The sequence below is a fragment of the Microvirga sp. RSM25 genome (assembly GCF_044784385.1).
GTDB classification, from domain to species: domain Bacteria; phylum Pseudomonadota; class Alphaproteobacteria; order Rhizobiales; family Beijerinckiaceae; genus Microvirga; species Microvirga tunisiensis.
Map to the genome: position 1 here is coordinate 1,922,006 of NZ_CP173039.1, position 25,878 is coordinate 1,947,883.

Below are 25,878 nucleotides of genomic sequence, written 5' to 3' on the forward strand. Positions count from 1 at the left end.
CCGGCCTCTTGGTAGGAGTTGGGGAAGGAATGTCTTTTGTTTCTTCAATCCGCTATTCGGGCTTGATCCCGGTACGCTTCACGAGATCGCCCCACCGGGCCATTTCCTTGGCGATGTGATCGCGGAATTCGGCGGGCGTGCTGGTCCAGACCTCCGCCCCCTCCAGCGAAAGCCGCTCGGCGATCTCAGGGGCTGCCATGGCGGTTCTGATTTCGGTGTTGAGCCGATCCACGATGGCCTTCGGCGTTCCGGCCGGAACCAAGATGCCATACCATTGAGACGCTTCGAATCCGGGAAAACCGGACTCGGCCACCGTGGGAACATTGGGGGCTCCCTTGAGGCGCGACGATCCGGAGACCGCAAGAGCCCGCATCGTACCCGCCTCGACATGCTGAAGCAGGTTGGGGGCGCCCGTGAAGGTGAGTTGCACGCGTCCTCCGAGCAGATCTGTCACCGCGGGCGCCGTGCCCCGATAAGGAACGTGGGTCATCGTGATTCCGGCACGGTCGGCCAGCGCCACCATGGCGATATGCGCCGCACTGCCGATTCCGCCGGAGGCGTAGTTCAGCTTGCCGGGGTTCTGCTTGGCGTACTCGATCAGTTCCTGAAGCGTCTTGGCCGGCACATCCGGGTGGACGACGAGCATGTTGTGCACATTGGCGATGCCGCTGACCGGCTCGAAACTCTTCACCGGATCGTAAGGCAGCTTCGGATAGAGAGCCGGGTTCACGGCGAACGTGCCGATATGGCCCATGACCAGGGTATGACCATCCGCGGCGGCACGGGCAACGGATCCCACGCCGACGGAGCCGCCGGCGCCGGGGCGGGATTCGACGATGACCGGATACTTGAGGGCGCCCTCAAGCCTCTGCCCGAGAAGCCGCGCCAGAATGTCCGTCGATCCTCCGGGCGTGAAAGGCACGACCAGAAGGATGTTCTGACTTGGATAGGTCTGGGCTGCGACACGCACCGAATAGCCGGCGGACAGGCCGAAAGCCGCTGCTCCCATGAGGATCTGGCGGCGATTGATGGTTGAGTGGGCAGGTCCGCTAAGCGACTTGTTCTGCATATGGCGTTTCCTCTGGCTTCTTATTTTGATGGTGATCGGTATCGACGGTCAGATGTCGACATAACGGCTTTTTCCGCCCTCTAGCGTGTCATGGGATCGATTCGGTGCGCCTGGAACCGTGACGCCAAGGCGGTGATCTCGATCGACTCGACGAGGCCCGCAAGCGCGAACGGATCGTTCTCCGCAAAGGCCTGAGCCGCCTCGCGAGATGGAGCCTCCAGCACGCCGAAATTGCCGATCGGCGTCTCGCCGTCGTCCTCCGTCAGGGCGCTCCCGATCAGCACCTTGGCGAGCCCACCGCCGCCGGTAGCGACATGCTGGCGATGCGCATCGCGATGCTGCTCCCGCAGATCGGTTGCATCTGTCCGATGGCGGCAGATCATGAGCCAGTACATGGCGTCACGCCACCGCAGCCGAAGCGGCGGTCGCCCGATTTTCCATGACGATCATGCCGGCCCCCGTCATGGAAGCCGGCACGAAATAATGCTTGTGCCGGACCACCACGTCCGGGTCCATGGCGCCACGCATGACGAGCCACATCATGAGTTCCGCACCCTCGCTGCCGAACATCTCGACATACTGCTCGCGCGACATGTTCGCGAGCTTGTCGGGATCGTTGGCGATATCGTTCAGGAAGGCCTGGTCGGCATCCGGATTGACGAAGCCGGCCCGGGCCCCCTGCAGTTGGTGCGAGAGACCGCCGGTTCCGAGAATGACGAAGCGCTCGTCACTGTCATAGCTCTCGATGGCCTGGCGCAGAACGCGGCCCATCTCGTAGCAGCGGCTCGGAAGCGGGATCGGATACTGGATGACGTTGACGAAGATCGGGACGACTTTCACCGGCCATTCCTCGGGCTTGCCCCAGAACAACTCCATCGGAACCTGCAGCCCGTGATCGACCTCGATCTCCTGGCAGATCATCGGATCGAACCGGTTCTCGACGAGTTTGTCGATGAAGTGCCATGAAAAGTCGACGGCTCCCTTGAACGGAGCAATGGCACGTGGTCCCCACCCCTCGTCGACCGGGCGGTACTCCTCCGCGCAGCCCACAGCGAAGGTCGGCACCTTGTCGAGGAAGAACGTGTTGCCGTGATCGTTGAAGATCACCACGGCCACGTCGGGCTTGTTCTCTTTCACCCATTCCTGACCGGGTATGTAACCGTCGAAGAACGGTTTCCAGTCGGGCGTATCGCGCAGTCCCTTATCGAGAGCGGCGCCGATCGAGGGAACATGGGACGTTCCGAGGCCTCCGATGAGCTTTGCCATTGTTATTTCTTCCCTAATCGATCCCGCAGGAAATCCGCGTGCTCCATTCCCGCCTGATGCGCGCCGATCTCCGTGATACGAACCGGATCGACGGCCGAGATCTTGAGAATGAAGAAGAGGTTGCCACCCAAACGCACCATCTCGCGCCAGTTGCGGCTCATCACTGCTTCCTTCTCCTCGGGCGTGAGCCCGAACCGGTCGAGATAGGCGCTCTCGTTCTCCCGGAACGCCTCCCGATTGGCGGGAGTGCCGAGCCCCATGGCCATCTTGTTGATGCGGTATCCGCGAAGCGATCGCTTGCGGTCGAACAGCGGCGTGTCCGGAATACGATCCGAGCTTGCTTCCTCGCCCATCGGTTTCATCTCCCCAGTCGCGGCGCGATCTGCGCTCGTGTTGTCGTTCTTGAAGCCGAGGAAGCGGAGCAAAGCCTCGGACACCTGCTCGGGCTGCTCCAGGAGGGACATGTGTCCGCTATCCTCGATCACGACGAGTGTGGCGTTCGGGATCAGGGATGCCATCTCCTCATGTTGCGCGAGCGGGCTCCAGCGATCCTGACGGCCGACCATCACCAGGGTTGGGCAGGCGATGTTCGGAAGATGCGGCCGCACGTTAGGCCGGTTCAGGAGCGCCTGGATCTGCCTGTCATGCTGCTCGGGCGTAGCGCGCATGACCATGGCCTTGAGCGGAGCAAGCAGGGTCTGATCCTCGACCCGGCCTTCATGAAGCATCGGCGGCAGCCACCTGTCGGCGAGGGCTTCCATACCCTCGGCAAAGGCCAGATCGATCATGACCTGGCGCTTTGCTTCCTCCCCCTCCCGTCGAGCATCAACGCCCGTGTCGATCAGAGCGAGCTTCTCGATGCGCTCGGGAGCAAGACGCGCCATCTCCATGGCCACGCGTGCGCCCATCGAATGCCCGATTGCGATCAGAGATCCGTCAACGAGCGCCAGCGCGGAACGGGCCATGGCCTCGATGGAGGCGAGTTGCGTGAAATCCGCAATGCGGATGTCGGCATAGGGCTCGAGAGCCGTCCTTTGCGCCTCCCAGATGCTGGCATCGCAAAGGAGCCCCGGCAGCAACACGATAGTCGGCCTTTTGCTCATGTGTCCGTGTATCTCTCCTCCCGGCAGGCAAAGATGAGCCAGGGGTCAAAGATGAAGCAAATGGTTTATTTTGAAGGATTGATGAAAATCCTTCATGAACCTGACGGTTACTGCTTCGGAATACCGGCCTTCTCGATCACCGCCCGCCATTTCTCGATATCAGAGCGAAGGCGCGCGCTCAGCTCGGCAGGAGTCTCGCCGCGGGCCTCGATGCCAAGATCGAGGAGGCGAGCCTTCACGTCTTCCGCCTTCAGAATGTCCTGCAGGGACTTGTTGAGGGTGTCGATGACGGACTGGGGCGTTCCCTTGGGGGCGAACAGGGCGTTCCACGACGTCACGTCGAAGCCCTCGATCCCGGACTCCCGCACGGTCGGAATGTCGGGCATGGCGGCGGAGCGGCGCGGCCCGGAGGACGCGATCGCCCTCACCTGCTTGCCCTCGAGCCCCGACTTCACGGCCGCCTGGCTGTCGATGAGCAGATGGGTATCGCTCCTGAGCAGGGAGACCAGCGCATCGGGCGTGCTGCGGAACGGCACATGGACAAGGTCGACCCCCGCCTCCGACTTGAAGAGAACCGAGGAGAGGTGCTGGCTGCTGCCGACCGCGACCGTGGCGACGTTCAGCGTTCCTGGCTTGTCCTTCGCCTGCTGAAGGAAATCCTTGAGACTCTTGAAGTTCGAGTCCGCATTGACGACGAAGAGGAAGTCGAACGTGCCGAGGGTGGAAACCGGGACGAAGTCGGACTGCGGATCGAACGGGAGCTTGGCGAAAAGCGGCACGCTGATCGCGGTGCCGTTTGTCAGCATGGTCAGGGTGTATCCATCGGGAGCGCCCGAGAGTGCGGCTCGGGCCGCCGTGATGCCGCCGGCTCCCGGCATGTTCTCGACGATGAAGCGCTGCCCGAGCTTCTCGCTCAGCTTTTCGGACACGATACGGATCGTGATGTCGGCCACGCCGCCGGCTCCGAAGGGAACCACCACTTTCACGGGGCGGGTGGGATAAGCCGGCTGCGCCTGCACAGGAGCGGATGTTCCGAGGCCCGCCGCCATGACGAGAGCCAGCAGAGATCGTCTCGTGACCGTTCCGAACATGATGTGTTTCTCCCTGATCGTTTCATGTGTTGCGTCGCCTGCGCCGGCAGGTCTCGTGTCGCGGCTTTCAATCCGCAAAGCGGAACAGGCGCGCCGGGTTTTCGACGAGAAGCTTGTGCTGAACAGCCGGATCCGGCGCGTAGAGCGGGATGAGATCGACCAGATCGCCATCATCGGGCATGACCGGCACGTTCGGGTGCGGCCAGTCCGTTCCCCACAGGACGCGATCCGGCGCCGCATCGATCAGGGCCTTGCCGAACGGAGCGACGTCGTGGAAGGGCGGTCCCGCGCGTGAAATCCGCTCAGGGCAGGTAACCTTGACCCAGCACTTCTCATCGCTTCGGATCAGATCGAGCAACGCCACGAAGGCAGGCTGATCGAGGCCGAGGCTCGCATCCACGACGCCCATGTGATCGAGCACGTAAGGAACGGGCAACGCCGTTAGCCTGGGTCTGAAGTCGGGAAGCAAGGTTGCGGGAAGATAGAGATCCACATGCCAGTCGAGGGCAGCAATGCGCTCCACGATCCTGTCGAAGGAGGACATGTCGGGCGCCTTGCCGAGACGCGGCAGGAAGGTGAAGCGGCATCCGGTCATGCCCGCGTCGGCAAGGCGCCGGAGATCCTGGTCGCTGAACGTCTCATCCACGTTCGCGACGCCCTTGTAACGCCCGTTGCTCTGGGCGATGGCATCGGTCACGACCCGGTTGTCGCGTCCATGGGGCGTCGCGTTGACGATCACCGCCCGCTCGACACCGAGGCGATCATGCAACGCGCGGAACATCTCCAAAGGCGCGTCCGGTGGCGTATAGGGCCGCTCCGGCACATAGGGATAGCGCTCGTTAGGCCCGAAGATGTGGCAATGGGTGTCGCAGGCCTTCGGCGGCAGCTTGAAGGATGGAACATGCGGATCGGGATGCGGAGGCGGGATCGTCGGCGCTGACGTCATTCTGATGAGCTGACCTTCATGGAGCGGTTTTGGCCGCCCATGAAATGCTTCAGCATTAAAATGAAGCAAATGGTTTGTTTTTGGCTATTAGTGAATATAGTTCATATATTCCGACGAACCGAGCCTTTGCTCCCCCTTGAGCGAATGAACCCGATGCGCATCGACTTTCTCGGCCTTCACGCCTTCGTCGCCATTGCCGAGCGCGGCAGCTTTCAGCACGCGGCGGCGCATCTCAATCTGTCGCAGACGGCCCTCAGCCACCGGATCCGCAAGCTCGAAGAAGACCTCGGCGTGAAGCTTCTGTCCCGGACCACCCGCGAGGTCTCGCTGACCCAGGCCGGCCTCAATCTTCTGCCCAAGGTGAAGGAGACCATCGAAAGCCTCGCGGGCTCCCTGGACGAGCTCCGCCATGAGGGGCGCAGCCGCCAGGAAACCTTGTCGATCGGATGCCTTCCCACCATTGCGTCCGGCCGCCTGCCCAAGGCGTTGCGCCGCTTCCAGGAGCGGCATCCGGATGTGGTGCTCCGGATCTACGACAACTCCGCGACCGAGATCAGCTCTCTCGTCCATGACGGCACCATAGCCTTCGGCATCACCCTCGTGGCGGCGCACCGCTGGGATTTCGACATCGAGATGCTGATCAAGGACCCATTCACGCTCGTCTGCCCCGAGGACCACCCCCTGGCCGCACAATCGGACGTGAGCTGGTCCGATCTCACGGAGGAGCCTCTGATCAGGATCAGTCCCCAGACAGGCAATCGGATCATCATCGACGATGCGCTCGGAAGCCGCCGGGAAGCATTGAGCTGGCGCTTCGAGGTCCAGCACATTCAGACGGCGGTCGCCCTCGTCCGAGCCGGTGTGGCGCTCACCGTTATTCCCAGCCTCGCCTTCGATACGGTCGACGAGCGCGGGCTCAAGCTGATTCCCCTGCGCAACCCGAGCGTCACCCGTCAGCTCGGCATCATCTCGAAGCGAGGCACCCCTCTCTCGCCGCTCGCGGACGAGTTGCGCAAGCTCATCGTGCAGACATTCGCCGAACCCAAGCGCAGGTCCTCGGCGGGACGGGTCAACAAACCTGGCGGCAGGATGAAAAAAATTCATCAAAGCCCATAAATAAACCATTTGATGCACCCATACGGCTGATGCACCCTGCCGGCGATCCATTCACCAGCAGGTGGGAGACGGACCATTCAGCCTCGCATTCCTTGCATGATCCTTCGGGGCGGCACCTCCAAGGGTGCCTATTTCCTGGCAGACGATCTTCCGTCCGATCCCGCGCAGCGTGACGCGCTTCTGCTGTCGATCATGGGATCGCCGGACCCGCGCCAGATCGACGGCATGGGCGGCGCTCATCCGCTCACGAGCAAGATCGCCATCGTGTCCAAGTCCAAGCGTCCGGACTGCGATGTGGACTTCCTCTTCGGCCAAGTTGTCGTCGACAAGCCCAAGGTGGACGTCACGCCGAATTGCGGAAACATCCTGGCCGGCATCGGGCCGTTCGCCATTGAGCGCGGCCTCGTCCCGGTTCAGGGTCCGGTCACGCAAGTGCGCGTCCATACGGTGAATACCGGAACGATTGCCGAACTGAGCGTCCAGACGCCTGGCGGTCATGTGGCCTACGGAGGCGATGCCCGCATCGATGGCGTGCCGGGTACCGCCGCGCCGATTGCCGTCGAGTTCCTCGATGCCGCCGGCTCCGTCTGCGGCTCGCTGCTGCCGACGGGGAATGCCGTCGACCGCATCGCCGGCGTCGACGCGACCCTGATCGACAATGGCATGCCCGTGGTGGTGGTCGAAGCGGCAGCCGTCGGTCGAACCGGATACGAGCCCCGCGACGTGCTCGACAAGGATACGGAACTGAAGGCGCGGCTTGAGGAAATCCGCCTCGAAGCGGGCAGGCTCATGGGGTTGGGCGATGTCTCGTCCAAGGTCGTGCCCAAGATGGCGCTGGTCGCGCCGCCGGCCGCAGGCGGGCATGTCTGCACCCGCAGCTTCATTCCCCACGAATGCCACGCCTCCATCGGGGTCTTCGCCGCCGTGACGGTCGCCACCGCCTGCGTGCTGCCGGGATCTCCAGCGGCCCGCGTCTCCAAGATCCCGCCCGGACGCGAGAAGACGCTTTCGGTGGAGCACCCGACCGGCGAGTTCAGCGTCGTGATCGAAGTCGGCGGAACCGAAGAGAATCCGGTCGTGGAGAAGGCCGGTCTCCTGCGGACCGCGCGCCTGCTCTTCGAGGGCTATGCCTTCGCGCACGAAGCCTTGGCGCATTCGCTCGAGGCCGGCCGCGACGCGGCCTGATTCAACCATCATTTCTCCACTGAGGCTCTTATGACTACTGGAAAGACCGGACTTGTCGTCACCGCCCATCCCGGCGACTTCGTGTGGCGCGCAGGCGGCGCCATCGCCCTGCATACGAAGAAGGGCTATCGCATGAAGATCGTCTGCCTCTCCTTTGGCGAGCGCGGCGAGAGCCAGTGGGCCTGGAAGAAGGGTGACGTATCGCTCTCGGACGTGAAGGCGCAGCGGCGCGAGGAGGCCGAGCGCGCCGCCGACACGCTCGGAGCCGAGATCGAGTTCTTCGATGCCGGCGACTACCCGCTCCACACCACGCCCGAGATGCTCGACCGCCTCGTCGACATCTACCGCGAGCTCAAGCCGTCCTTCGTGCTCACGCACTCTCTGGAAGATCCCTACAACGTGGACCATCCCGAGGCGACGCGCTTTGCCCAGGAGGCCCGCATCATCGCCCAGGCGGCCGGCCACAAGCCGAACCCGGACCTCGCCTACAACGCGCCACCGGTGTTCCTGTTCGAGCCGCACCAGCCCGAGCAGTGCAACTACAAGCCCAACGTGATCCTGAACATCGACGATGTGTGGGAGACCAAGCGCAAGGCCTTCGAGATTCTCGCCGCCCAGAAGCACCTGTGGGAATACTACACCCGCGTGGCCCTGAACCGGGGCATGCAGGGCGGCCGCAATTCCGGCCGCGCCATGACCTATGGCGAAGCCTATCAGCGCATCTTCCCCCAGATCGTCGAGGAATTGGCATGAAGCCCGTCGTCGTCACCAACACGCCTCGCATCGACCGCTCAGTGGTCGACCGCCTCGCGGAACTCGGCACCGCGACGACCCATGAGGCCATGGGGCGCATCGGTCTCATGAAGCCCTACATGCGGCCGATCTGGGCGGGAGCGCAGGTGGCCGGCAGCGCCGTGACGGTACTGGCCCAGCCGGGCGACAACTGGATGATCCATGTCGCCGTCGAGCAGTGCCAGCCGGGTGACATCCTGGTCGTCGGCGTGACCACCGATAATACGGACGGCATGTTCGGCGATCTGCTGGCCACGTCCCTGAAGGCCAGGGGCGTGGTCGGGCTCGTGATCGATGCCGGCGTCCGCGACGTGAAGACCCTGACCGAAATGGGCTTTCCCGTGTGGTCCCGTGCCATTTCCGCAAAGGGAACGGTGAAAGCGACGCTCGGATCGGTCAATGTCCCGGTGGTCTGCGCAGGCGCTCTGGTGAAGCCGGGCGACATCGTCGTTGCCGATGACGACGGTGTCGTGGTGGTTCCGCGCAAGGAGGCTGATGCCATTGCGGTCGCGGGCGAGGCGCGCGTCGCCAGTGAAGGCTCGAAGCGCGAGACCCTCGCCTCGGGCGTTCTCGGCCTCGACCTCTACAACATGCGTGAGCCGCTGGCGAAGGCGGGTCTGACCTATGTCGAATACAAGGATGAGGACTGACGGTTTCGTCAGCCTCATGAGGAGCGGTGGAACCACATGAGCCTTGAGATTACCTTCATCGGCTATGGAGAAGTCGGACAGCTCTTCTCCCGTCAGCTCGCGACCAAACCGGGCGTGAGGATCACGGTCTATGACATCCTCTTCGACGATCCCCGGAAAGGATCGGAGCTGCGGCAGCGGGCGTCGGGGACCAGCGTTCATGCGGCCGACAGCGTCGCCGATGCCTGCCGCGGAGCCGACATCGTGATCTCTGCCGTAACGGCTGATTCCGCAGTTACAGCGGCAGCACAAGCTGCCGCGCATCTCAGGCCGTCGCAGATCTATGTCGACCTCAACTCCGTCTCTCCCGCAACCAAGGAACAGGTGGCTGGTCCGGTCAGGCAAAGCGGCGCGGACTTCGTCGAATTTGCCGTCATGGCTCCTGTGAAGGAGCCTGGAATCGAGGTCCCGATCCTGAGCGGTGGCGAGCGGGCCGAAGAGGTCTCGGCTCGCCTGAACGAACTCGGCATGAAGATTACTCCGGTCAGCACTGGGATCGGAACGGCTTCCGCCACGAAGCTGTGCCGCAGCATCGTCATCAAAGGCATGGAGGCTCTCATGGTCGATTTCACGCTCGCATCGGAACGGGCCGGCGTTGCGCCTGCCGTCCTGGCGAGCCTGAAAGCCTCCTATCCCGGCATGGACTGGGAGAACGTGGCGAAGGTCATGATGTCCCGCGTCAGGCAGCACGGGGTCCGGCGCGCCGCGGAGATGCGGGAGGCCAGCCGGATGATCGATGAACTGGGCCTTGACGGCTCTCTCGCCAATGCCATCGCCGACCGCCACGAGAGTTTTGCCAAGGCAAACGAGACGTAGGTTCGGCCGAGCATCTGGAACTGGCCCCCGTCCCTCGCCTTGAGCACCACCTCTAACACCCCTCTCCGTCATGGCCGGCCTTGTGCCAGCCATCCCGATTGTGTGAAGCGCCACGCCTGCCTTAATCGGGATCACCGGCACAAGGCCGGTGATGACAGACGGAGCGGCAGTCCAGATGAGACCATCACATTGGAAGCCCCGTATAGTTCTCCGCCAGCGAGCGCGCTGCTGCTTCCGAACTCCTGAGATAGTCGAACTCCGCCCGTTGGATTCGGCGACTGAAGGCGTCCGTGTCCGGGAAGGTGTGAAGGATGGAGGTCATCCACCAGGAGAACCGCTCCGCCTTCCAGATTCGTGAGAGCACACGGGCGGAATATCCGTCGATCCCGGCAGAGGATCGCTCGGCGTAGAACGCGATGAAAGCTTCGGCCAGAGCGCCGACATCGCTCGCCGCGAGATTCAATCCCTTGGCGCCCGTGGGCGGGACGATATGAGCGGCATCACCTGCCAGGAACAGGCGACCGAACCGAAGCGGCTCGGCAACGAAGCTCCTCAACGGCGCGATGGATTTCTCGATGGAAGGACCTGTCACCAGGTTGTCGGCTGTTTCCTCGTCGACCCTTCGGCGCAACTCGTCCCAGAAACGATCGTCGGACCATTCCTGGACCTGTTCGTCCGCAGGCACCTGAACGTAGTAGCGGCTGCGGGTGGGTGAGCGCATGGAGCAGAGGGCGAACCCGCGTTCGTGATGGGCGTAGATCAGCTCCTCGGCGACCGGCGGTCTGTCGACGAGAATACCGAGCCAGCCGAAGGGATAGACCCTCTCGAACTTCCGGATGGATCCTGCGGGCACGCTGGCACGGGCAACGCCATGGTAGCCGTCACACCCGGCGATGAAATCGCAGGCGAGTTCGTGCTCCACCCCATCCTTGAGGTAGCGCACCTTGGGCTTGTCGCTGTCGAAATCATGGAGCGACACATTCTCGGCTTCGTAAATCGTTTTCGCCCCTGAGGCGTCGCGTGCCTGCATAAGATCACGGGTGACTTCCGTCTGGCCGTAGACAGTCACCGTCCTGCCGATCAGTTCGTGGAAGTTGAAGCGGTGCTTGTCACCGTCGAAGCAGAGCTCCACCCCATCATGAATCAGGCCGTCCGCGTGCAATCTCTCGCTGACACCTGCCTTGTCCAGGAGCTCGACCGTACCCTGTTCGAGAACGCCGGCACGAATGCGCCCGAGCACGTAGTCCTGGCTGCGCCGTTCGAGGATGACGGTTTCGATTCCGGCTTTGTCCAGAAGGCGTCCGAGCAGAAGCCCGGCCGGGCCCGCACCGATGATGGCGACCTTGGTCCGCATGCTCAATTTCCTCCGAAATGGCAGCCGCAGCCGCCTTCGTCACTTCGGGACACGATGAACCCCGCCCTCCAAACGGCCAATAGACAAAGCGAGCATCGGATTGGACAATTCGAACATTCCGCCGGACATAAAGGATAGGGCAGTCTTGGCCATCGGCAGCATTCCGACTTACGCACTCTATGGAGAAACCGGGGACGATCCGACGGCGGACTGGGTCCATTGCGAGACCATCCAGATCCGCAGTCGCTTGCACAATTACAGGATTCTGCCCCATCGGCACGAGAAGCTGTTCCAGATCCTTCATCTGACCGGCGGCACGGCTGAGATCGTGGTCGATGGCCGGAGCATGCAGCTGACCGGACCGTCCATCGTCACCCTGCCCTCGATGACGGTGCACGGCTACACGTTCTCGCCGAACGTGCAGGGAATGGTGCTGACCCTGTTCGACAGCCGCCTGACCCATATTCTGGCGGCGATGGACGGCGTGCGAGAGACATTCCGATCCGTTCAAGTGATCAGCCTTCAGGACCACGAGGATGCCGCCCGCTCCCTGGTCGTCGACATGACCTCCCTTGCGGGCGAATTTTCTGGTCGCGGATCCGGACGCCTTGAAGCCATCGAGGCCCGCCTGATGCTCATACTGATCGCACTCCATCGGCTGCAGGGCTCGGGTCAGTCCGCCGGCCATCACGGTCCTGGGCGGAGGGCGCTTCAGCATGCATTGCGCTTTCGGGAACTCGTCGACCGGGATTTCCGGAGCCATCATCCGATCGAGATCTATGCCCGCAAGCTGGGCCTGACCTCACCTCATCTCAACCGCGTCTGCCGGGAGCATCTCGGCGACACGGCGCTCGGCATCGTCCATCAGCGGATCGTCCTTGAGGCCAAACGCTACCTGACCTTCACCACGTTGAGCGCCAAGGAGATCGCCCTGTCGCTCGCGTTCGACGATCCAGCCTATTTCGCCCGCTTCTTCAAACAGAAAACCGGACTCCCGCCCCTTGCCTTCCGAGCCATGCAACAGAGCACGATGGCTTGAACCATCCGGCACATCCTGCGGAACCGGAGGTTCGCATCAACGATGCGCAACGGATGGATTGATCAGACGCTCTAGAACCCGGGCTGGGTCATGGCGTTACCTGCATGAGGAGATACGCCATGTCCGATACCGAGCGAAAGAACCCCGGCGACGAGGATGTGCCGGGCACCAAGCAAACGGGGGAGAACATCTGCCCGACCTGTAACGGATCCGGCAGCATCGGACAGAAGCCATGCCCGGATTGCGGCGGCTCCGGCCGGATCACCGTCATCATCGGAGACGCCTGACGGAGGCTACTTTTCAGCCGCCTTCGAGGGTACGAAGCTCATGCTCGCAATCAGGCCCTGAGCCCTGCTCAAGGCTGCGGCTGAGGAGACCACCATCTGCGGCAGCACCATCCACTCGAGAGTCCAGGCCGCTCCGGAACGCTCGTTCTCATGCACCAAGGCTTGATGCAGGGTGCCCAGCATTCCGGCATTGAAGCGGGCGAGCGTCACCAGCACCTCTGCCGGAACCGGATTCGACTTGTGCGGCATGGCGGACGATCCGCCGCCCGATGCCAACCGAATCTCGCCGACTTCGTTCTGCGCCATCAGGGCGATATCCTGCCCGATCTTGCCCAGCGTGCCGGTGAGCAGCGAGAGGAAAGCGCCGAACTCGCCGATCCTGTCCCGCTGCGAATGCCAGGACGGGGCAAGACCGAGCCCGAGGATCTCGGCCATGGCATCGGCCACCGCATCGCCATGACCCTTCAGCTCGCCGCGGGTCCCGATGGGGCCGCCGAGTTGGAGGACGAGCAGGCGCGGCGCGAGAGCCTGCAGGGCTTCCCTATGCCGCTCAAGGGGCTGAATCCAGGTATCGATCTTGTCGGCCGCGGTGAAAGAAAGGGCCTGCTGCATCCGGGTATGCGCCATGAGGCGCGCCGAGCCGTCCCGGCGCTTCAATCCGTCGAGGCTCTGGATCAGCGTATCGAGGCGATGGCCGAGAACCTCGATCACGCCCTTGAGACGCAGGACAAGAGCGGTGTCGATGATGTCCTGGCTGGTCGCTCCCAGGTGAACCGATTTGCCATGGGATTCGCCGACGGCCCCGCGCAGCTGCTTGACGAAGTCCGGAACGATCACACCGTCTCGCGCCAACCCTTCGGCGAGCTTGGTCCAATCCGCTTGAAAGCTCTCGCAGACCTCGGCGATCCGGCGCGCGGCCTCCTCACCGATCAGTCCGGCCTTCGCCTCGGCCTCTGCAAGAGCGGCCTCGACCCGCAGCATGGCGGAGAGTTCGGCCTCGTTGGAAAAGAACGCCCCCACCTCCTCGTCACCGACAAGGGCCTGCAGGACGGGAAATGGGAGCGTTTGTGTCATCACGAACCTCGCGTCAGACGGCCTCGAGGGCAATGGCGATACCCTGCCCGACGCCGATGCACATGGTGGCGAGCGCGCGCTTCTTGCCCCGGAGCTTCAGTTCCAGGGCGGCGGTGCCGGTGATGCGCGCGCCCGACATGCCCAGCGGATGGCCGAGGGCGATGGCGCCGCCATTCGGGTTCACGTTCTCGGCATCTTCCGGAATGCCGAGCTCGCGGAGAACGGCGATGCCCTGGCTGGCGAAGGCTTCGTTCAACTCCACCACGTCGAAATCCGTCGGCTTGATGCCGAGACGAGCGCACAGCTTCTTCGTGGCGGGAGCCGGGCCGATGCCCATGATGCGCGGCGCGACACCGGCGGTAGCGCCCCCGACGACCCGGGCGATGGGCTCGAGCCCGAACTTCCGGACGGCCTCTTCCGAGGCGACGATCAGGGCCGCCGCGCCGTCGTTGACGCCGGAGGCGTTGCCCGCCGTCACCGTTCCGTCCTTGCGGAAGGGGTCGGCAGCTTCGCAAGCTGCTCCAGGGTGGTGTCGCCACGGGGATGCTCGTCTCTGTCGACGATGACCGGGTCGCCCTTCCGCTTCGGGATCGTGACCGGCACGATCTCCTGGGCGAGGCGGCCGTTGGCCTGGGCCGCGGCTGCCTTGTGCTGCGAGCGCACGGCGAACGCGTCCTGATCCTCGCGCGAGACATGGAAGTCGGCCGCCACGTTCTCGCCGGTCTCCGGCATGGAATCGACGCCGTATTGGCTCTTGATCAGCGGGTTGATGAAGCGCCAGCCGATGGTGGTGTCGTAAATCTCGGCATTGCGCGAGAACGCCGTATCGGCCTTGGGCATCACGAAGGGCGCGCGCGACATGGATTCGACGCCGCCCGCGATCATGATCTCCGCCTCGCCCGCCTTGATGGCGCGGGCCGCGGCGATGACCGCGTCCATGCCGGAGCCGCAGAGGCGGTTCATGGTCGTTCCGGGGATCGAACCGGGCAGGCCCGACAGCAGCACGGCCATGCGGGCCACGTTCCGGTTATCCTCACCCGCCTGGTTGGCGCAGCCGTAGATCACGTCGTCGACAGCCTCGAAATCGAGGTTCGGGAGACGCTCCCGGAGAGCCTTCAGCGGAACAGCCGCGAGGTCGTCGGCACGGACGCTGGAAAGAGAGCCGCCATAGCGGCCGATGGGTGTGCGCACATAGGCGCAGATATAGGCTTCACGCATATTAAGAGCCCTTCTTGCCGCCGTGAGCTTTCTCGGTCCTGGCCTGAAGCTCGCGCAGGGTGGTGAGTTCGAGTTCGGATGGCGGAGGCGTCTCCTCGAGCCGCTCGGAGAATCGGACCTTCCAGCCACAGGTTTCCTGCACCTTATCCCGGGTCACGCCGCGATGCATCGACACGACGGTGAATTCCTTCGTCTCGGGATCCGGCTTCCAGATCGCCAGATCGGTGATCAGGAGCGTCGGACCCTTGGTGGTGATGCCGAGGCGTTCGCGATGATTGCCGCCCTCGCCATGGCCGAAGGAGGTGTAGAAGTCGATCTTCTCCACCATGCCGCGGGTCGCCTGCTTCATGGTGATGAAGACCTGCCGGCAGGAGGTCGCGATCTCCGGCGCACCGCCGCCGCCGGGCAGGCGCACCTTCGGCTTGTGATAGTCGCCGATCACGGTGGTGTTGATGTTGCCGAAGCGGTCGAGCTGGGCGGCGCCCAGAAAGCCGATCGAGATCCGTCCGCCCTGGAGCCAGTAGCGGAACATCTCCGGCACCGACACCGTGGTCACGGCCGTCTCGCACAGCTCACCGTCGCCGATGGAGAGTGGCAGCTCGTTCGGCGCCGTGCCGATGGTGCCGCTCTCGTAGATCAGGGTGATGTCGGGCGCATGGGTCAGACGGGCCACGTTGCAGGCGGCCGAAGGAGCGCCGATGCCGACGAAGCAGACATCGTCGTTGGACAGCGCCCGCGCCGCCGCGATGGTCATCATCTCGTTGGGCGTGAAGTCTGAGAGGCTGGTCATTCTTACAATCCCTTCACGCGGTCGGCGAACACCTCGGGGCCCTTGTCGAGCACGTTCTCGTTCATCCAGGCCGTGAAGAGGTCGCGGTCCGCGGAGATCTTGTCCCACTCGAGATAGGCGGCGTTGTCGCGGTCGTAATAGCCGTGCGTGTAGGACGGATGGGCTCCGCCCGGCACGTGCACGATGGACGTCACCGTCCAATGCGGCAGCACGCAGAGGTTGGGATGCAGATCGTCGAAATCCTCCACGATCTCCTCGACCGTCACCACCGAGCGCTTGGCCGCCAGAACGGCCTCCTTCTGCACGCCGATGATGCCTTCCACGAGCACGTCGCCGCGTTTGCTGGCCTTCTGGGCATGGATGATGGCCACGTCCGGGCGATGCGCGGGCACGGCCGCGAGTTCCTCGCCCGTGAAGGGACAGGTGATGCTCTTGATCGACGGATTGACGTCCTTGAGGCCCGCTCCGCGATAACCGCGGAACACGGCGCAGGGCAGGCCCGCGGCTCCCGCCTCGTAGGCATTGGCCATGGCCGCATGGCTGTGCTCCACCGTCTCGATGGCGCGCGGCCAGCTGTTCTCGATGGCGTCGCGCATGCGGCGCAGCAGGCCGACGCCCGGATTGCCCGCGTAGGAGAAGATCACCTTCTTCACGAGCCCCATGCCGATCATCTGGTCGTAGATGATGTCGGGGGTCATGCGGATCAGGGTGAGGTCCTTGATCCCCTGCCGGATCACCTCATGGGCGGCCGCATGGGGAATGAGATGGGTGAACCCTTCGAAGGCGACGGTGTCGCCATCGCGCAGGTTTTCGGCAACAGCCTCCTTGAGGCTCTGGAACTTGGCCATGATATGCTTTCAGATCGACAATCAGATATCGAAGAACACGGTTTCCTTCTCACCCTGCAGGTGGATGTCGAAGGTGTAGGTCGGCAATCCGTTCTCCTCGCCGCGCGAAGCGATCAGGGTTTCGAGACGATATTTGTGCTCGATGCGTGCAAGGACCGGGCATTCGGCGTTGGCAGCTTCCTCGTCGCCGAAATACATCCGCGTATGCAGGCCGATATTGATGCCGCGCGCCACGATCCAGAACGTGATGTGCGGCGCCATCGGGCGACCGTCCTTGTAGGGCACGCGGCCGGGCTTGATCGTCTCGAAGCGATACTCGCCCGTGGTGCCGTCGGTCGGCTGGCGGCCCCATCCCACAAAGTTCGGATCGGCCGTGCCGCGCTTTTCCTCGGGGCTGTTGTAGAGCCCCTCCGCATCGGCCTGCCAGATCTCGACCAGGGCATCGCGGATCGGATGGCCGCTGCCGTCGAAGATGCGGCCCCTGACGATGATCCGCTCGCCCTTGGTTTCGGGGCCGACGAGGACGAGGCCCAGGTCCTCCTCCCACACGCCGGTGATCTCGACCCAGTTCGGGGTCGCGCCGATATGAACGTAGGGACCGGCCGTCTGGGAGGGCGATTCCTTGAGTGTCGTCAGCTTCTGAAACATCAGTTCCCCTCCATCCGGTTCTCGAACATGGTCGAGCGGCGGCCGCGCAGCACGATGTCGAATTTGTAGGCGAGTGCATCCATGGGCAGCGTGGCGTTGCGGTCGAGCACGGCCGTCAGCTGGTCGATCGCCGCCTTGTCGGAAATCGTCGAGACGATCGGGCACTGCCAGATCATCGGATCACCCTCGAAATACATCTGCGTGATCAGGCGCTGCGCGAAGGCATGGCCGAAGATCGAGAAATGGATGTGCGCCGGGCGCCAGTCGTTGACGCCGTTCGGCCAGGGATAGGCGCCGGGCTTGACGGTGCGGAACCAGTAGCGCCCCTCTTCGTCCGTGATCGTGCGCCCGCAGCCGCCGAAATTGGGGTCGATGGCGGCGAGATAGGTCTCCTTCTTGTGTCGGTAGCGACCGCCCGCATTGGCCTGCCAGAATTCCACCAAGGCACCCGGCACGGGACGGGCGTTCTCATCCAGCACGCGGCCGTAGACGATCATGCGCTGACCGATTGCATCGCCGGTCTTGGCGAAGTTGCGGATCAGGTCGTTGTCGAGCGGGCCGATCTTGTTGTGCCCGAACCGCGGCCCCGTCATCTCGGAGATCGTGTTGTCCAGTGACAGCAGCGGGTATTGCGGCGAACGCAGCACCGAAGTCTTGTATTGCGGCGTGAAGGCAGCTGGGTGCCAGCTCCGATCCCGCTGATAGAATGATCCTTGATCCGACATCTTGGCTCTCCCTCGCAGCACCCGACCGGAGCTGCGCCAACAACCCGTCCTGCTATTTCTGAGGCTCGGGATTTGCTTCCATTTCCGCGAAGGTCTTCTTAACGATCTTGATGGCGTGATTGGCCGCCGGCACGCCCGCATAGACGGCCACGTGCAGCAGCGCCTCCTTGATGTCCTCCTTGGTCGCGCCCGTATTGCGGGTCGCGCGGACATGCATGGCGACCTCATCGTCCTGCCCAAGCGCCGCCAGGAGCGCGATGGTCACGATGGAGCGCTCGCGCTTGGTGAAGCCGGGACGTGACCACACCGAGCCCCAGGCCCCTTCGGTGATGAAGGTCTGGAAATCGGAGTCGAACTCCGTCATCTGCGCGGTCGCCCGGTCCACATGGGCGTCGCCGAGCACCTGACGGCGCACCGCCATGCCCGCCTTGTAACGTTCGTTTTGCTCGTTTTCAGACAAGTCCCGCCTCCTGAAGATGCTGACTGATGAGTTTCGACAGCACGGCAGGCTTCTCGACGCAGGGAATATGCCCTGCCCCGTCGATCAGCACGAACCGCGCGTCGGGAATGAGATCAGCCGTGCCCTTGACCACCTCGGCAGGCGTCGAGCCGTCCTGATCGCCGGCGACGCACAGCGTCGGAGCCATGATCCGGCCGGCATCGGGCCTCAGATCGGCATCGCGGATCGCCGCGCAGGTTCCCGCATAGCCATGATCCGGTGTCCGGACCAGCATGTTGCGCCAGCCTGCAACCTCGTCCTTCTGCGCCTCTCGGAACAGCGGCGTGAACCAACGCTGCAGGACATTGTCGGCAATCGGATCGATCCCGCCGTCCTCGACGACGGTGATCCGCTCGGCCCAGAGTTCCGGCGTTCCGATCTTCGCCGCCGTGCAGCAGAGCGTGAGCGCCTGAACACGCTCGGGAGCTCGCACGGCAATCCGCTGCCCGATCATGCCCCCGACGGAGAGACCGACGAAGGCAGCCCTGTCGACCTTCAAGTGATCGAGGAGAGCCAGAAGATCGTCCGTATGATCATCGATGGAGTAAGGCGCTGGCGGCGCATCCGAGAGGCCGTGTCCGCGCTTGTCGTAGAGAACGACCCGGAACCGATCCGTGAAGGCCAAAACGACCTCCTGCCAGATGCGGAAATCGCTTCCGAGCGAGTTGATGAAGACCAGAGCCGGGCCATCCTCCTGCCCGAGGACCTGATTGTGCAGGACGATTCCGTTGACGCGCGTAAATGCCATGCCTTACCTCAATGCAGCGAGCCGACGCCGATGTAATGCTCGACTAGTCCCTGATCGGCGCGCAGAGCCTCGCTCGTTCCCTGCCAGGCGATCCGCCCGCGCTCCAGGATGATGACGGATTCCGCGAAATCGAGAGCGCTATCCAAGCGCTGTTCGACGAGCAGGATCGTCATGTCGCCGCTGGAGGCAAGCCGGGTAAAAGCCGCCATGAGCTCCTCGCAGATGACTGGGGCGAGCCCTTCAAGCGGCTCGTCGAGGAGCAGGACGGACGGACGGCCCAGGATGGTTCGCGCCGTCGACAGCATCTGCTGCTCGCCGCCGGATAATTGCCAGCCGAGATTGTTCCGCCGCTCGTGCAGGCGGGGAAACATGTCGTAGGCTTCCTGAATGACGCTGCGCGGCCGGTCCTTCACCCCGACGATCAGGTTTTCCTCGACGGTCAGCGAGCGGAAGATGTCCCTTGTCTGCGGGACGAGACCGATGCCTCGGCGGGCACGCTCCGAGCTCTTGAGCGACGACACATCAGCGCCACCGATCAGGATCTCGCCGCCGTAACGCCGGTTCATACCCATCAAGGTCGATAGCAGGGTCGTCTTGCCCATTCCATTGCGGCCAAGAATGGACAGGCGCGCGCCGGTAGGCACGGAGAACGATACGTCCTCCAGGACAACCGTCGGGCCGTAGCCCGCGCTCAATCCGCGGACTTCAAGCGACGCTGCGGGCATGGGCATAGTTCCCCAGATAGGCCTCACGGACCTTTTCGTTGGCGGCGACTTCCGAGGGCAGACCCTCGAAGATGATCTCGCCCGCCGCCAGCACGACCACGCGCTTGGCGAAGCGGAAAACGAGATCCATGTCATGTTCGATCATCAGCACGGCGAGGCTCGGCGGCAGGCGCTCGAGCGCCTGCTCGATCCTGGGCGTATCGCTGGACGGCACGCCGGCCGCCGGCTCGTCGAGAAGCAGAACCTTGGGCCGAAGCGCAAGAGCAATGCCTATTTCCAGAAGGCGCTGCTGGCCATAGGCGATCTCGCCGACCTTGCGCCGCGCCACGTCCAGCAATCCGAGGGTCGAGAGAATGCCTTCCACCTCGCCGGCCACCTCGGAATTGCCCGTGAAACGGCTCAGGATCCGTGAGGCCTTTCCCTCCCGTTGCAGGACGGTGAGCGTGACATGCTCCTCCGGCGTCATCTCGGAGAAGAGCCGCGTCACCTGGAACGTGCGCACTAATCCCTTGCGGACGCGCCGAACGGCTCCGAGACCCGTGACATCCTCCCCGCTCAGAACGACGCGACCGGCGCTCGGCTGGAGCTGACCTGTCACCAGGTTGACGAAGGTGGTCTTACCGGCGCCGTTGGGGCCGATGAGGGCGAGCCGCTCGCCCGCCGGCATGGACAGCGAGATGTTCCGGCTGACGGCGAGGCCGCCGAAGTTCTTGGTCAGGCCTTCGACGCGAAACAGATCGTTCATGCCCGACCTCCCTTCATGCGCCTGCCGGATCCCGAGATTTGTTCGAGAACGCCACTCAACCCACTGGGCGCTGCAATCACGACGGCGATCAGCAGAGCGCCAACCATCGTCATCCAGTGGAACGGGTTGATGGCCGACACGATGTGCTCGAAGCCCATGAAGATGACGGTGCCGACGAGCGCGCCGTAGAGGGTGCCGAGGCCGCCGAGCACCAGCATCACGAGGGCATTGGCGGAAAGCTCGAAGCTGACGCTGTCCAGGCCGACCACCTGGGTGGAGATTGCAGCCAGTGCACCCCCCATGCCGGCGACCGCGCCGGAGATCACGAACATCTTCAGGAGAACCGGGAAGACGAAGGAGCCCATGGCGCGGATGCGGATCGGGTCCTGCTTGATGCCCCGGCACAGCATGCCGAACGGAGACGACACGATGAACTTCAGAGCGATGAACACGACGACCAGCAGAGCGAGCCCGAACAGATACGCCGTCTGGCCCCACAGATCGAACTCGAACACGCCGAAAAGCGGGCTCACCATCAGGCCGGCCAGCCCGTCGCTGCCTCCTGTATAGGCCGAAGCCTTGTTGGCCGCTTCGTGAAACAATTGGACGATGGCGATGGAGAGGACGAGCTGGGCGAGCCCGTGGGCGCGCAGCATGATCGTGCCCGTGAGAAGACCTGCCACCGATCCGGCCACGGCCCCGATGACGATCAGCGTCAAGGGCTCCGTGACGCCGTTCACGCAGGCGATGCCGGCCGCATAGGCGCCGGCGCCGAAGAGTGCGGCCTGCCCCAAGGTCGCCACGCCGCAATATCCGGTGATGAGATCGATCGAGAGGACGAGAAGCGCAATGGCAATGACCCGGGTCAGGAGCGCGAGGTTGTCCGGAAACAGCCAGTATCCCGCAAGGCCCGCGGCGATGATGAGGATCACCCCGATTGCATCCCGCAGCCACCGTCTGCCCATTGAAGGAACCGTTGCGACCTTCTCCGTTTGAGCGATGACCTGCACGTTACTGAGCCCTTCCAAAGAAGCCGCGCGGGAACACGCAGACGATGGCGATCACCGCGGCATAGAAGAAGAAATTGCCGAATTCGGGCATGAGGTAGCGCCCGGTCGTGTCCACCGCTCCGAGCAGGAGACAGGCGACGACCGCACCGGGAATGGAGCCTGCGCCACCGACCGAGACGACGACCAGGAAGGTCACCATGTAGCGCAGGGCATAATAGGGCTCGATGGGCAGGAACTCGGCCCCGACGACGCCGCCCAGGGCCGCCAACCCGATGGCGATGGCGAAGCTGATGGCATAGACCACCTGCGTGCGCACACCGAGCGCATCGGCCATGGCGGCATTGTCGACGGTTGCCCTGAGCTTGATGCCGAAATCCGTCTTCTCGATCAGGAACCAGAGCCCTCCGGCGACGACAGCGCCGCAGGCCATGACGAAAAGCCTGTGCGCGGCAATCGTCTTAAACCCGACATCCACGGGCTGGCTCAGGCTGCCCGGCAGCGGAATGGTCTTCAAGGTCGGACCGAAGAAATAGTTGGTGATGCCGATCACGCAGAACGTGATGCCGATGGTCATCAGCACCTGAGTGAGTTCGGGCCTCCCATAGATCCGGCGGTAGAGCAGGCGCTCGATCGGAATGGAGATGATGACGGTGCCGATGATCGCCAGGAAGATGGCGACGGCGTAGCCCAGCCCGAGATCACGTGCCGCGTAGGAGGCGATGTAGCCGGCGATCATCGCGAAGGCGCCGTGCGCCAGGTTCACCACCCGCATCAGCCCCATCGTGAGCGACAGGCCGATGCAGATGATGAAGAGAGCCATGCCGTAAGCAAGGGCGTCGATCGCAATGCTGAGGACGGTCTGCATGAAAGATCCCGGGCGGTTGGCTGGTCTGCTGATCGGAAGACGCGGCTCGAGCAAAGCCGCGTCTTCAGGATTGTCGACGTTTGTCGCCTACTGGGTTGCGAGGCCAGGATCCTTCTGGTTCGGGAAGGTCTGGATTTCCTTGTTGGTGGTCTTGCCGTCCGGGCCCTTGACGACTTCCCGCAGATAGATGTTTTCCGTGATGTGGCGGGTCTCGGCATCGATACTGACGGGACCGCGCGGGCTGGTCCAGGACAGGCCCTTCACGGCATCCACGGCCTTCTGGGCATCCTGCTTGCCGTCCGTCGCCTCGATCATCTTGTAGATGACATGCATGCCGTCATAGGCGCCGACCGACGGGAAGGAGAGTTGATCGGCTCCGCCGACAGCCTTGGTGGCGGCCTCGACGAACTTCTTGTTCTCGGGGCTGTCGTGCGAGACCGCATAATGGAACGTGGTGAGTAGGCCCACAGCTCCTTCGCCAAGCGCGGGCAGGTCGGATTCCTGAGTGAGGTCGCCCGGCGCGAAGAACTTGACGCCGGCCTGCTTCAGGCCGGTTTCATTGTAGGCCTTCACGAATCCGAGGGTCGTTGGGCCGGATGGCAGGAATGCGAAGACCGCTTCGGCTCCGGAATCGCGGACACGCTGCATGATCGGGCTGAAATCGTTGGTGTTCAGCGGCATGCGGATGGCTTCCACCACTTGGCCGCCGGCGGCCTCGAACGCCTTCTTGAAAGCCGCTTCCGCGTCGACGCCCGGCCCGTAATCGCTCACGGCCGAGATCACCTTCTTCACGCCGCGGTCGATCGCGATCTTGCCCAACGGCGATGTCGTCTGCGCCGTCGTGAACGAGGTCCGCACCACCAGCGGCGACTGGGTCATGATCGCCGAGGTCGCAGCGTTGAAGATCACCAGGGGTGTGTTCGCCTGCTTGAGCAGGGGCGTGATGGCCATGGCGTCCGGCGTGAAGTAGACGCCGCCGAGGTATTGCACCTTCTCCTTCACCACCAGTTCCTGCGCCAACGCGCGCGACTGCGCGGGGTTGGCAGCCGGAAGGTCGCGATAGATGACCTCGATGTCATGGCCTTTCACGGACTTGCCGTTCAGCGCCATGTAGGCCTCGACGCCGGCCTGGAAGTTCTTGCCCTGGAGCGCGAAGGGACCGGAGAAGGGGCCGATGATCCCGACCTTGATCGTGTCGGCGTAAGCGGAGACCGTGCCCATCAGCATGGCGCCGATGGCAGCGCCAAGAATCCTTTTCGAAGCTTTCATTCCGTTCCTCCCTCTGAGCTGCCCCGATCTCGCTTTCCAGGATCGCGGTTTTCTCATCCTATCGTCTAGCTGTTTGTGCGCATTGCGAACATTGAAAGCTATAGCGCACATGTAGTACGGTTCGCGAAGGTAGTGTCAAGGCTACCAAAGTTCAGCATACCCCTTCGGAGACCGAGATGCAGGCTGGAGAAATCGAGGATCAGGGCGGCGACCGGGATTTCGTGGCGAGTCTCGAAAAAGGCCTGCTCGTGATCGAGGCCTTCGATGCCAGCCGCCCGCGGCTCACCCTGTCCGACGTGGCGAAGCTGACCGGCATCACCCGTGCCGCCGCCCGCCGCTATCTGCTGACGCTGACCCGGCTGAACTACGCGGATTTCGACGGACGCTACTTCACCTTGAACCCTCGCATTCTGCGGCTCGGCTATGCCTATCTCTCCTCGGCGTCGCTCTCCGCGCGGGTGCAGCCCTTCCTCGAGCAGATCTCGGAGGCGACGGGCGAGTCGAGCTCGGCAGCGATTCTCGACGGCGACGACATCGTCTACATTGCCCGCTCGGCCACACGCCGGATCATGTCCATCGGCTTAGGCGTCGGAAGCCGCCTCCCCGCCTATTGCACATCCCTGGGTCGGGCGATCCTGGCATACCAGCCCGAGGACGTGATCGCGGCCTATCTGCAGCGCGTCCGCCTGGAGGCGAGGACGCCGAAGACCGTCACGGACAAGACGGAGTTTCGCGTCGTCCTCGAAGCCACGCGGGCCCAAGGCTATGCCCTCGTGAACGAGGAGCTCGAATTCGGCCTGCGCTCCATTGCCGTTCCGGTGATCCAGAAGAGCGGTCAGGTGACGATTGCGCTCAACCTCAGCGCCCAGGCCGGACGCGTCTCGGCGGATGAGATGCGCGAGCGCTACCTGCCCTCCTTGAGCGCGGCGGGCGAGTCGCTTCGGTACATGCTCTAAGATGCGGCGACCGGCTGACAGCCCAGCAGAGCACGCGCCTCCTCAGGCGTGGCGATCCGGTGACCGTGCCGCTCGATGGCAAGCACCGCATGCTCGACCAGTTCCGCATTGCTGGAAGCGAGCCGTTCCCTGGTGATGCGGATATTGTCCTCAAGCCCGGTGCGGACCGCGTCCGCCCCACGGACGAGGGCCCAGTCCATGACCTTCGCCTGATGCCGGCCGATTCCGGCGGCGGTCCAGGTGGAGTTCGGGAAGAGATGCTTGGCTTCCTTGAGAAGAATGTCGAGCAGCCGCTCCTCCGCCGGCAGCGCATTCTGCACCCCCATGACGAACTGGATGTGCGGCTGATCGTCGAGCAGTTCCTTGTCGGCCAGACGCCTGGCGCCGTGCAGATGGGAAAGGTCGAAGATCTCGATCTCCGGGCGGATACCGAAAGCCTTCATCTTGCCGGCCATCTCCTCGACCAGGGATGTGTGGTTCTCGTAGACAATGGAGGGGAAGTTCACCGAGCCCGTGGAGAGCGAGGCCATGTCGGGACGTAAGCCGAGGGCGGAGCTGCGCTGGCTCGGGTCACGCCCCCGCCCGCCGGTCGAGAACTGGATGATCATGCCCGGGCAATGTCTGGCAACCCCCGCCTGCACGGCGGCGAAGCGTTCCGGATCCGACGAGGGCGTCTCGTCATCGTTACGCACGTGAATATGAACGAGGGTGGCGCCGGCCTCATAGGCCTGCTGGGTCGACTCGATCTGCTCGGCCGGCGTGATCGGCACAGCCGGATTGTCCTTCTTGCGCGGGACCGACCCCGTGATCGCAACGGCGATGATGACAGGCTTCACGAATTCTCTCCCGACCGGAATCCGGGCTGCATGGGCTCCATCCGCACATAGCGCGCCGTCCCGAGCAAGCGAGCCGAGCAGGCGAAATTTCCACGACGCCCGACGAGATCGCCGCCGCCGTCTGCTGCCCCTGAAAGGCGGCAGACGACGAGCCCCGAAACACGGCAGG

28 protein-coding genes and 1 pseudogene are annotated in these 25,878 nt (G+C 63.6%); 8 read left to right on the forward strand and 21 right to left on the reverse strand.

The window, feature by feature from the left end:
- Positions 1 to 52 precede the first annotated feature (52 nt).
- From ACD578_RS09045 to ACD578_RS09070, 6 genes are all read right to left on the reverse strand, one after another.
- On the reverse strand, positions 53 to 1,069 hold the full coding sequence (locus tag ACD578_RS09045; RefSeq protein ID WP_152710167.1) for a tripartite tricarboxylate transporter substrate binding protein: 1,017 nt from the start codon (positions 1,067 to 1,069) through the stop codon (positions 53 to 55).
- 80 nt (positions 1,070 to 1,149) lie between these two features.
- Positions 1,150 to 1,464: a YciI family protein gene (locus ACD578_RS09050; protein ID WP_404292440.1), complete on the reverse strand. Its 315-nt coding sequence runs from the start codon at positions 1,462 to 1,464 to the stop codon at positions 1,150 to 1,152.
- Positions 1,465 to 1,468: 4 nt separating this feature from the next.
- A complete protein-coding gene (locus tag ACD578_RS09055; RefSeq protein WP_404292442.1) occupies positions 1,469 to 2,335 on the reverse strand; it encodes a class III extradiol dioxygenase family protein in 867 nt (288 codons plus the stop codon).
- A 2-nt stretch (positions 2,336 to 2,337) separates the two neighbouring features.
- Complete coding sequence (locus ACD578_RS09060; RefSeq protein WP_404292444.1) at positions 2,338 to 3,438, reverse strand: alpha/beta fold hydrolase; 1,101 nt, start codon at positions 3,436 to 3,438, stop codon at positions 2,338 to 2,340.
- Positions 3,439 to 3,545: 107 nt separating this feature from the next.
- Positions 3,546 to 4,529: a Bug family tripartite tricarboxylate transporter substrate binding protein gene (locus ACD578_RS09065; RefSeq protein WP_404292445.1), complete on the reverse strand. Its 984-nt coding sequence runs from the start codon at positions 4,527 to 4,529 to the stop codon at positions 3,546 to 3,548.
- A 67-nt stretch (positions 4,530 to 4,596) separates the two neighbouring features.
- Positions 4,597 to 5,475 (reverse strand): amidohydrolase family protein, encoded by an 879-nt coding sequence (locus ACD578_RS09070; RefSeq protein ID WP_404292446.1) that lies wholly within the window; start codon positions 5,473 to 5,475, stop codon positions 4,597 to 4,599.
- Between the two features lie 153 nt (positions 5,476 to 5,628).
- Between ACD578_RS09070 and ACD578_RS09075 the strand changes: the two genes are divergently transcribed.
- The 5 genes from ACD578_RS09075 to ACD578_RS09095 all read left to right on the forward strand — a co-directional run bounded on the left by ACD578_RS09075 (position 5,629) and on the right by ACD578_RS09095 (position 10,073).
- Positions 5,629 to 6,591, forward strand: coding sequence for a LysR substrate-binding domain-containing protein (locus ACD578_RS09075; protein WP_404292447.1), 963 nt, complete (start codon positions 5,629 to 5,631; stop codon positions 6,589 to 6,591).
- Positions 6,592 to 6,687: 96 nt separating this feature from the next.
- Positions 6,688 to 7,776 (forward strand): 4-oxalomesaconate tautomerase, encoded by a 1,089-nt coding sequence (locus ACD578_RS09080; RefSeq protein WP_404292448.1) that lies wholly within the window; start codon positions 6,688 to 6,690, stop codon positions 7,774 to 7,776.
- Between the two features lie 30 nt (positions 7,777 to 7,806).
- Positions 7,807 to 8,529 (forward strand): PIG-L deacetylase family protein, encoded by a 723-nt coding sequence (locus ACD578_RS09085; RefSeq protein WP_404292450.1) that lies wholly within the window; start codon positions 7,807 to 7,809, stop codon positions 8,527 to 8,529.
- On the forward strand, positions 8,526 to 9,218 hold the full coding sequence (locus tag ACD578_RS09090) for a 4-carboxy-4-hydroxy-2-oxoadipate aldolase/oxaloacetate decarboxylase (protein WP_404292451.1): 693 nt from the start codon (positions 8,526 to 8,528) through the stop codon (positions 9,216 to 9,218). Before ACD578_RS09085 ends, ACD578_RS09090 begins: the two co-directional genes overlap by 4 nt.
- A 36-nt stretch (positions 9,219 to 9,254) precedes the next feature.
- Entirely contained in the window at positions 9,255 to 10,073 is an 819-nt protein-coding gene (locus ACD578_RS09095; RefSeq protein ID WP_404292452.1) for a DUF1932 domain-containing protein, read from the forward strand.
- 184 nt (positions 10,074 to 10,257) lie between these two features.
- On the opposite strand, the gene pobA is transcribed toward ACD578_RS09095, so the two are convergent.
- A complete protein-coding gene (pobA, locus tag ACD578_RS09100; protein ID WP_404292453.1) occupies positions 10,258 to 11,427 on the reverse strand; it encodes a 4-hydroxybenzoate 3-monooxygenase in 1,170 nt (389 codons plus the stop codon).
- 145 nt (positions 11,428 to 11,572) lie between these two features.
- Between pobA and ACD578_RS09105 the strand changes: the two genes are divergently transcribed.
- Positions 11,573 to 12,466 carry a helix-turn-helix domain-containing protein gene (locus ACD578_RS09105; protein ID WP_404292454.1) on the forward strand — a complete coding sequence of 298 codons (894 nt, stop codon included), beginning with the start codon at positions 11,573 to 11,575 and terminating at the stop codon, positions 12,464 to 12,466.
- Between the two features lie 119 nt (positions 12,467 to 12,585).
- A complete protein-coding gene (locus ACD578_RS09110; RefSeq protein ID WP_404292455.1) occupies positions 12,586 to 12,753 on the forward strand; it encodes a hypothetical protein in 168 nt (55 codons plus the stop codon).
- A 6-nt stretch (positions 12,754 to 12,759) separates the two neighbouring features.
- On the opposite strand, the gene ACD578_RS09115 is transcribed toward ACD578_RS09110, so the two are convergent.
- From ACD578_RS09115 to ACD578_RS09175, 13 genes and pseudogenes are all read right to left on the reverse strand, one after another.
- Positions 12,760 to 13,827, reverse strand: coding sequence for a 3-carboxy-cis,cis-muconate cycloisomerase (locus ACD578_RS09115; protein ID WP_404292456.1), 1,068 nt, complete (start codon positions 13,825 to 13,827; stop codon positions 12,760 to 12,762).
- Positions 13,828 to 13,840: 13 nt separating this feature from the next.
- Positions 13,841 to 15,045, reverse strand: a pseudogene (pcaF, locus tag ACD578_RS09120) (3-oxoadipyl-CoA thiolase).
- 1 nt (position 15,046) lies between these two features.
- A complete protein-coding gene (locus ACD578_RS09125; protein ID WP_404292457.1) occupies positions 15,047 to 15,835 on the reverse strand; it encodes a CoA-transferase subunit beta in 789 nt (262 codons plus the stop codon).
- Between the two features lie 2 nt (positions 15,836 to 15,837).
- Positions 15,838 to 16,683, reverse strand: coding sequence for a CoA transferase subunit A (locus ACD578_RS09130; RefSeq protein ID WP_404292458.1), 846 nt, complete (start codon positions 16,681 to 16,683; stop codon positions 15,838 to 15,840).
- Between the two features lie 21 nt (positions 16,684 to 16,704).
- Entirely contained in the window at positions 16,705 to 17,331 is a 627-nt protein-coding gene (pcaG, locus tag ACD578_RS09135) for a protocatechuate 3,4-dioxygenase subunit alpha (RefSeq protein ID WP_404292459.1), read from the reverse strand.
- Entirely contained in the window at positions 17,331 to 18,056 is a 726-nt protein-coding gene (gene pcaH, locus ACD578_RS09140; protein WP_404292460.1) for a protocatechuate 3,4-dioxygenase subunit beta, read from the reverse strand. The genes pcaG and pcaH overlap by 1 nt, the downstream gene beginning before the upstream one ends.
- A 52-nt stretch (positions 18,057 to 18,108) precedes the next feature.
- Positions 18,109 to 18,516, reverse strand: coding sequence for a 4-carboxymuconolactone decarboxylase (pcaC, locus tag ACD578_RS09145; protein ID WP_404292461.1), 408 nt, complete (start codon positions 18,514 to 18,516; stop codon positions 18,109 to 18,111).
- Positions 18,509 to 19,303 carry a 3-oxoadipate enol-lactonase gene (pcaD, locus tag ACD578_RS09150; protein WP_404292462.1) on the reverse strand — a complete coding sequence of 265 codons (795 nt, stop codon included), beginning with the start codon at positions 19,301 to 19,303 and terminating at the stop codon, positions 18,509 to 18,511. The genes pcaC and pcaD overlap by 8 nt, the downstream gene beginning before the upstream one ends.
- 8 nt (positions 19,304 to 19,311) lie before the next feature.
- The gene (locus ACD578_RS09155; RefSeq protein WP_404292463.1) at positions 19,312 to 20,028 is read right to left on the reverse strand and encodes an ABC transporter ATP-binding protein; all 717 of its coding nucleotides are present in this window, start codon (positions 20,026 to 20,028) and stop codon (positions 19,312 to 19,314) included.
- Positions 20,009 to 20,773, reverse strand: coding sequence for an ABC transporter ATP-binding protein (locus tag ACD578_RS09160; RefSeq protein WP_404292465.1), 765 nt, complete (start codon positions 20,771 to 20,773; stop codon positions 20,009 to 20,011). Before ACD578_RS09160 ends, ACD578_RS09155 begins: the two co-directional genes overlap by 20 nt.
- On the reverse strand, positions 20,770 to 21,738 hold the full coding sequence (locus ACD578_RS09165; protein ID WP_404292466.1) for a branched-chain amino acid ABC transporter permease: 969 nt from the start codon (positions 21,736 to 21,738) through the stop codon (positions 20,770 to 20,772). Before ACD578_RS09165 ends, ACD578_RS09160 begins: the two co-directional genes overlap by 4 nt.
- Before the next feature lie 46 nt (positions 21,739 to 21,784).
- The gene (locus ACD578_RS09170; protein WP_404292467.1) at positions 21,785 to 22,648 is read right to left on the reverse strand and encodes a branched-chain amino acid ABC transporter permease; all 864 of its coding nucleotides are present in this window, start codon (positions 22,646 to 22,648) and stop codon (positions 21,785 to 21,787) included.
- A gap of 87 nt (positions 22,649 to 22,735) precedes the next feature.
- Positions 22,736 to 23,917 carry an ABC transporter substrate-binding protein gene (locus ACD578_RS09175; protein ID WP_404292468.1) on the reverse strand — a complete coding sequence of 394 codons (1,182 nt, stop codon included), beginning with the start codon at positions 23,915 to 23,917 and terminating at the stop codon, positions 22,736 to 22,738.
- Between the two features lie 176 nt (positions 23,918 to 24,093).
- Between ACD578_RS09175 and ACD578_RS09180 the strand changes: the two genes are divergently transcribed.
- Positions 24,094 to 24,873: an IclR family transcriptional regulator C-terminal domain-containing protein gene (locus ACD578_RS09180; RefSeq protein WP_404292469.1), complete on the forward strand. Its 780-nt coding sequence runs from the start codon at positions 24,094 to 24,096 to the stop codon at positions 24,871 to 24,873.
- On the opposite strand, the gene ACD578_RS09185 is transcribed toward ACD578_RS09180, so the two are convergent.
- Positions 24,870 to 25,709 (reverse strand): 3-keto-5-aminohexanoate cleavage protein, encoded by an 840-nt coding sequence (locus tag ACD578_RS09185; protein WP_404292470.1) that lies wholly within the window; start codon positions 25,707 to 25,709, stop codon positions 24,870 to 24,872. The two genes, ACD578_RS09180 and ACD578_RS09185, sit on opposite strands and share 4 nt — an antisense overlap.
- Positions 25,710 to 25,878 lie beyond the last annotated feature (169 nt).